Consider the following 6,951-nt stretch of genomic DNA (forward strand, 5'->3'; position numbering starts at 1 on the left):
TACCCCCCTTTATGAAATAATGACTGCACCGAGTATTTCACATTTGTTATGTTCGAGTTGCTTTCTTGCATTTGCAATTCTTTCTGACTTATCACGGCCTTCCTGTATCATTAAAACAACGCCATCACAATGTTTTGCGACAATTTGTGCATCTGGTGCGTTTAGGAAATCGGATGTGTGAAATAGAATGATATCAAAATGCTCTTTCCACTCCTCAATTAGGACTGGGAAAGTCTCTAATGTTAACAATGTCATTGGCTCATAAAGGTCTTCACCTGTAGATAAACAAGATAGATAATCCGTTATTTTTATTGTAGTATCTTTATTTTGCTCTCTTAAGAGTAAGTTGATTAGACCAAATGAATGATCGATATTAAACACATGATGTAAAGAAGGTTGACGCAGATTCGCATCCACTACCAACACTCGTTTTCGTTGTTCTGAAAAAGCTAGGGCCAAATAAGCAGTAGCATTGGTTATATTTTGTGTTTGTGCAAGTGAAGAAATCATTAATATTGGCTTTTCCTTTTGAAGGTTTAGCTCAATATTGTTACATATGCTATAAAACCGTTCTTTGATGGTGATATCGTATGGGTTAAAGAAATATTTCCTCTTAAATTTGATAGTCATTATGTTCACCTCGTTTCATAGAAGGTAAGCTTTTATAAGCTGTTTTTTGTTTGTTTTTTCTTTTTTTGGTATTTAAGTTCACTCTTCCTAATAATGGGAGGCCGAGATGTTCGAGTTCACGATTGTTGTAAGTTGAATTATCAAAGTGTTCCCGTAGAATTGCCAAGCCAATTCCGGCAAAAAGGCTGATTATGATTGAAATGGCTATAATGAATTTAGGTTTTGGAAAAAGTAGTTCAGCTTCTTCTGTTGTCACGGAATTATTAAGAATATTAAGTCGGTTTTCATTTGCATAGTTTTTAAATTTAGATATGGATTGATTTACGACAGATTGTGCAATTTTTTTAGCTAATTGTGGATTAGAATCTTTCACTGAAATCGTAATAATCTGTGAATCATTTCTATTGGTAACGGAAACCTGTTTAAGTAAATCATAGCTTGAGCGGGTCAGGTTTAACTCGTCTTTTACGCCTATCATGATATATGGGCTTTTTATAATATCCATATATGAAAGAGCTAGCTGTTTGTTATCTTGCACTCTATTTACTGGATTTTCCTCTTTTTCTACGCCTAAAGATCCAGCAAGAACTTGGGTGGAATACTGATAAGTCGGTTTCATAAGGTACATGGATGAAATAATAATGAACCCGCTAGTACAAATTGTCGTAAGTATAATGATTAAGAGTCGCCTTTTTAAAATTTGTATAAACTCTTTTATCTTTACTTTTTCATTCATCTAGTTCACCACTCTTTCAATTTAATAGTAGAGTTTTGGCGTGATTTTCCGAATGGGAATTATCACCTTTGATTTTGAAAAGGTCCTTATAACATTTATACTAGGGTGAAAAAATTATAAACCTAGCACCTGAACAAAAATTGAACAGAATTCTTCTTCCTAAATTTTTACTATGTAGGGAATAGCCACATCGTCATCAAGCTAAGAGTGCCAAGAGGGTATATGTGAGTATGTTTTTTGAAATTTCTATAACTACAAGAAAGGTGTGCATAACAAATAAATTAATCGAATGGATACTTAAATAAAGAAGTCGATCATTATGCTATTGTTCTTATAAATTTAAATAATAAGTGTTTTTTCTGAAAATTTATGGTAATATTTTGATATAAATTGTATTTTATTGAAAAAAATAGAATTTTTAGGCAGATTCAACTCTTCATGAATTTATTTATAAATCCACAAATGTATTACATAAATGTATGAATTAAAATGTTTGGTTTTTTATATGAAGCTTTATAATCTTATCTAGTTAAAAGGAGAATATAATGAATCATTCTATGGATATACAATATTTGTGTGATATTTTATATAAAACATTTCAAATATCTATTCAATTTTTATCTGCAGATGAAAAAATCTTATATAAATCTACTTCTAATGATATTTGCAGTCCTTTTTATTCTTCTAAGGAAGAACAGCTTAGTGAGCTTTTTCAAGAAAATGATCTCTATAATTTTCCGCTTATGAGAGGAAACAGTTATCTAGAAAATTTCGTTTTCATTCGCATAGTAGATCATGAATATATAAAAGGAACCTTTGTTATTGGACCTTCTACATATCCAAAGGTATCAGAAGATATGGCCATTAGACTTATGAATGAATTTGGGGAAAATGCTAGAATACGAGACGGAATTGAATACTATCATTCCATACCTGTGATAAAAAAAATAACTTTAATTGATATAGGAATTTTATTGCATTACATGATTTTTAAAGAAAAGTTAGATGTAAGTGCTGTTTGGAGAGAAAATAAGTTATTGGAGAAAACTCCCTATGAAATTGCGAATCCTGACTTATATATTTCAGCCCGTCGTCAAAATAATCCTAATCATTACGATATAGCATTAGAACGGAAATTTTTCACAAGCATTAAAGAAGGAGACAAAGAAAAATTAATAAAATATGCATATGCATTCCCGCAAGAAGATGCTGCAATTTCATCAAAAAGGAATCAACTAAGAAATCAAAAAAATAATGGAATTATGGCCATTACTTTAGCTACTCGTTATGCAATAGAGGGGAATCTCCCGCCAGAAATTGCTTTTTCGCTTAGTTCTCTCTATATGGAGACCATTGAACAACTAGATAACATGTATTCTGTCAATCGATTAATTGAGGACGCTTTATGCGCTTTTGCTGATCGCGTTAAAGAATATTGTATTCAAAGATATTCGAATACAATTACTACATGTTTAAATCATATTAGCAAAAACATTTACCATGAAATATCTCTCAATAATCTCGCTACGCTGCTTGACATTAATCCTACTTATTTATCTAAATTGTTTAAAAAAGAAGTAGGAACTCCTTTAAGTGAATATATTCAAAGGGAACGAGTAGAAGAAGCAAAAAAACTATTAACATTAACTACATATCCATTATCAGATATTTGTGCTTGGCTTAACTTTTATGATCAAAGTTATTTCACAAGAGTTTTCAAAAAAATATGTAACATGACTCCTAGACAATATCGTGAAAAGCATACTGTGATATAGGCTTGATATCTTAACAGCTAGGTGAGATATGTGTAATACTTATGCATATATATAGAATGCGATAGCTAAGAAACTTTTGTATTTTCATATTTCCCTTCTTAGCGAGGATAAAATGAATGTTCGGAATAAAAAAGAATTCCTTAGGGGGATTCTCTTTTATTTTTTATAGAGCTCGTTGACTCCAGTATAAAGCCTAACTAAAGGTGCAGTTTTAATTATTTTGCCTAACAAAGATATGTCATATGATTTGTATTTACTCATGTTAAATCTTTCTGATTCTACATACCATTTGAATGATCGGGTGAAATTCTCAATATTGTTCTTTGTTTATTTGTCTATTAAAAAATAATCATTTTGTATTTTCATTTATTACCAATTCATGTTATGTTTGGTAGAATAAAATATTTTGTGTAAATACATTTATCTTGCGAATAGGAAAAATATAGGGGGATTTACGACTCAACAAATTAAGAGAAAAGTACCCTTCTTTAATGAATGAGAGTGCACTACAAATGAATTTATATAGGAAACCGGAAAAGTATAAAAGTTTTTACAAGAAAGAGGAGATGTACCAATTTTATTCGCATGTGTAGGGAGACATAGCGAATAATCGAAATGACTGCTACCAACGAATAATCGATACAAAATATGGGAAAATGTAAGATTTAGCTGTTCCTCGTAATTGAAACGAAGACTTTCAAACGTAAGCATTCGCCCCATATCACCGTAGAGATGGGTGGCTAGTATTCGTATGTATCAAAGTGAAATGAGTACATATAGAACGCATTTTAGAACTCCATTATTCTCCTGCAACTGTAAGTAACATTATAATTCTGTAAACAACAAGATTGAAGTCACCTTGTATTTTAATAAAAATCTTTTTAGTAGGTGTAATATGATGAAAAGATATGAGGAGTTTGACTCTCTAAGGGGATTAGCAGCACTTCTTGTAATAATCGGGCATCATATGATGCTATTGCCTGCGTATGAAAATTATCAGTATGAGTTAAACAGTCCCTTCATAATTTATTTATTCAAGGAAACTCCTTTACGTCTTTTTTTTAGTAGCGGCAACGAATCTGTTATTCTCTTTTTTGTATTGAGTGGTTTTGTTTTGTATTTATCTATTAATAATGAGAAATTTCATTATGATACATACATAATAAAACGGATTTGCCGAATTTATATACCATATTTAGTAGCAATCAGCATTTCTATTATTGCTAAAATGCTTTTTAGTCGTAATGATATGCCATTTATTAGTGATTGGTTTAGTAAATCATGGACCACTGCAGATACACTAACTTTATTATTACAACATCTTGTTTTTATCGGTGAGTATAACACAGACACATATAACAATGTTATATGGTCTCTTGTTCATGAAATGAGAATTTCGATTGTATTTCCATTTCTGACTTTCTTTTTTATAGGCAAAAGGCTCAGATGTTCCTTACTGTGGTTTATTGTTTTAAGTTTTTCTTCGACTATGGGGGTATATTTGTTTAACTCTAGTGGAAGCATAACTAGTGTTTTTTTAAGTTTTCACTATATCACTCTTTTTTTTATGGGAGCTCTATTAGCCAAGTATCGTTCTTTAATTTTTCATTACGCTTTAAATATGAAAAAAGTGGTAAAAATTGCATTGTTGCTGATTGCGATTATTTGTTTTATGTATGAAGGAATGATTGGCGAAGTAGATTTTTTGAACAATTATATATTGAGAGACTACGTTGTCTCATTTGGGGTTTGTATAGTAATGATTATGAGTGTCGCTTCATGGACATTGAGTGCGTTATTAAGAACGAAAGTATTTATTTTTCTTGGAAAGATTTCTTATAGTCTTTATTTATATCATCTTGTTTCCTTATTCTCAGTTATGTATTTATTTTATGATAAACTACCTACCATACTAATAGTGTTTCTTTCCTTTTCTCTTTCTTTTTTACTATCTTCATTGGGGTATCTATTTATTGAAAAACCCTGCATAAACCTTGGGCGGTATTTAACTAGGAAAGGAAAGGATGAAGAAAAATATAGTCGTTCTTTATAAGATTCTTCAGTAAAATGTTTCTTCTCGTTGATTATCAACAAACAAATTTCAAGGTGGATAACAGGGTATTAGCAAAAGATTTTATCTTTAAAGTAGCAGCAAGAAAATCTATAGAAATCCCAAATTCCTATCAAAAAAGAAAAAGGAGACTTACCTTACAAGATTCAAAACTTTGATGGTAAACAAGGGAGTGAATTTTGGTTTACTCTCCCGTTACATCCGAAACGAAATAAGATGATTGCAAGACTTTTGTAACATTTATGAAAGAGAATTGAAAGATTTGTATAATAAGATAAATATATCGAAGGTGATTTTATTTTCATCTGAAGTAAAAAGTATAAGCAATGTACAGTATAATCTTCTGCCTTATAGTTTCATCTACCTCAACAAGTGAAATTAAAACAGATGATTTACAATGAATTCGCTCAGATATGCTAGAAAAATAAGCTTGAGCGCCCCCTTCCCCTTATTTTTGAAATCACTTTGTAAGAATGACATAGAATTCATATTCTATGTCATTTTTCGTGTAATTGGGTTACGACAACATCGCTATCAAACTAACGGGAAGTGAATAATAACATATTCTTAAAATTGCCTTCAGCTTCAAAAGAAACCGATTCTGTTGCGAAAATGTTAATGCCGGGGTAGCACCGCATGCCCATCAAGCTAATATAGTGAAAAGAAATGTGTTACTTATAAGCAAATTATATTTATCTTCACTAACCAGAATTATGTAAAAAAATTAGCCGATTCCTTAATCGCACAGGGAATCAGCTAATTTGTGTCCAAATAGTATCTAAACGTACGCTAAGGAATTTTTCAGTTGAAAAACTTGGTTCTACTGTACGTTAAGAAGGTTCCATAAACGATTTTTAATGTTTGTTATGGTACTTTTTTTTGTAATGAGTTTTAGAACCGGTTTTTGAGCGTATTTCTGTCAGTTCCGTTAAAAATAAATAAAGTACCATAAACGGTCGTTTTTAGGAACAATCATTTTTTTAGCTACCCCTTTAATGTTTACTTCTTTCATTAGCCTCGATCAAATGATTGAAAATTCTTATAATACAATATATACTTTTATTATCTTGAGAAAAGGGAGATAAGCCTATGTTAACGAGCATTGCAGTAGATGTTTTAAAAAAACTAAAGGAACAAAAAAACGTCGCAGGGGTACAGTAAAATAACCCTTACTGCATACCCCTGCGTATTAATTGGGGGATATTAATTTGATTAAGCAATATAGTAAAAGATTTTTAACAGGAAATAAAGTCACTCTACGAAAAATAACAAAAGAGGATTACGGAAACTACTTTAACATTGAAGATATAATGGAGAGCCGGTTATTAATGAATGATGGAATACCATTTCCTCCTACCGAACGTGACCATGAAAAATTTCTTAATGAAATAAGTTCTGATAAAGAGGATTACATGTTTGGGATTGAACTTAAAGATGAAAAAATCTTTATTGGGACAATAGCTGTTTACTTAGTGAACTGGAAGAATGGTACTTGTCACGTTGGCGTTTCAATAGGTCCTGAATATCAAGGGAAAGGTTATGGAACTGATTCAATGCAAATACTGGTTGACTTTATTTTCAATTATATGAATGTAAATAAAGTCAAGCTCCAAGTGTTTAGTTACAACAAAAGAGCTATCGCTTCTTATGAAAAATGCGGATTTTCCGTAGAAGGGAATTTAAAAGAAGAATTATTTAGGTTCGGTAGTTACCATGACATTCATATTATGGGGTTACTT

Annotated in this window: 5 protein-coding genes; 3 read left to right on the forward strand and 2 right to left on the reverse strand. The window is 31.0% G+C overall.

Annotation, left to right across the window (positions count from 1 at the left end; genetic code table 11):
* Nucleotides 1-9: 9 nt before the first annotated feature.
* A complete protein-coding gene (locus ACM6HU_RS18215; protein ID WP_016131665.1) occupies nt 10-630 on the reverse strand; it encodes a CpsD/CapB family tyrosine-protein kinase in 621 nt (206 codons plus the stop codon).
* On the reverse strand, nt 614-1,366 hold the full coding sequence (locus ACM6HU_RS18220) for a YveK family protein (RefSeq protein WP_016113343.1): 753 nt from the start codon (nt 1,364-1,366) through the stop codon (nt 614-616). Before ACM6HU_RS18220 ends, ACM6HU_RS18215 begins: the two co-directional genes overlap by 17 nt.
* A gap of 545 nt (nt 1,367-1,911) precedes the next feature.
* Here ACM6HU_RS18220 and ACM6HU_RS18225 point away from each other — a divergent pair.
* From ACM6HU_RS18225 to ACM6HU_RS18235, 3 genes are all read left to right on the forward strand, one after another.
* The gene (locus ACM6HU_RS18225) at nt 1,912-3,141 is read left to right on the forward strand and encodes a helix-turn-helix domain-containing protein (protein ID WP_016113344.1); all 1,230 of its coding nucleotides are present in this window, start codon (nt 1,912-1,914) and stop codon (nt 3,139-3,141) included.
* Nucleotides 3,142-4,036: 895 nt separating this feature from the next.
* Entirely contained in the window at nt 4,037-5,194 is a 1,158-nt protein-coding gene (locus tag ACM6HU_RS18230; protein WP_016113345.1) for an acyltransferase family protein, read from the forward strand.
* A 1,226-nt stretch (nt 5,195-6,420) separates the two neighbouring features.
* On the forward strand, nt 6,421-6,951 hold a 531-nt coding region (locus ACM6HU_RS18235; RefSeq protein ID WP_098116737.1), incomplete at its 3' end, for a GNAT family N-acetyltransferase.

The organism is Bacillus sp. IT-79MI2 (genome assembly GCF_949768135.1).
GTDB classification, from domain to species: Bacteria; Bacillota; Bacilli; order Bacillales; family Bacillaceae_G; genus Bacillus_A; species Bacillus_A pseudomycoides.

Bases quoted from the DNA above. Each gene is read 5' to 3' on its own strand.
- ACM6HU_RS18220 (WP_016113343.1), bottom strand. From the start codon at position 1,366: ATGAATGAAAAAGTAAAGATAAAAGAGTTTATACAAATTTTAAAAAGG.
- ACM6HU_RS18215 (WP_016131665.1), bottom strand. From the start codon at position 630: ATGACTATCAAATTTAAGAGGAAATATTTCTTTAACCCATACGATATC.
- ACM6HU_RS18230 (WP_016113345.1), top strand. From the start codon at position 4,037: ATGATGAAAAGATATGAGGAGTTTGACTCTCTAAGGGGATTAGCAGCA.
- ACM6HU_RS18225 (WP_016113344.1), top strand. From the start codon at position 1,912: ATGAATCATTCTATGGATATACAATATTTGTGTGATATTTTATATAAA.